Origin of the sequence: Thalassospira permensis NBRC 106175, assembly GCF_000714555.1 — a bacterium.
GTDB classification, from domain to species: Bacteria; Pseudomonadota; Alphaproteobacteria; order Rhodospirillales; family Thalassospiraceae; genus Thalassospira; species Thalassospira xiamenensis.
Genome location: NZ_AUNC01000069.1, coordinates 1 through 253, shown reverse-complemented (window position 1 = coordinate 253; position 253 = coordinate 1). Strand labels below are relative to the sequence as shown.

Below are 253 nucleotides of genomic sequence, written 5' to 3'. Positions count from 1 at the left end.
GGTGCGGGTGCGATCAGCCGCACTGCGCACGTTGCGCGTGATCTCGTCGGTTGCCGCACCCTGTTCCTCGACCGCGGCCGAAATGGTGGTGGCAATCTCGTTGATGTTTTCGATGATACGACCGATATCCTCGATGGCGGTAACGGATTCCCCGGTTGCTTTCTGGATGCCGGAAATCTGACCGGCAATTTCTTCGGTCGCCTTTTCGGTCTGGTTGGCGAGGTTTTTGACCTCGGCGGCGACAACCGCAAAT

Annotated in this window: 1 pseudogene; it reads right to left on the bottom strand. The window is 58.5% G+C overall.

Annotation, left to right across the window (positions count from 1 at the left end):
* Nucleotides 1-253, bottom strand: a pseudogene (locus tag SMB34_RS19285) (methyl-accepting chemotaxis protein); the annotation flags it as partial.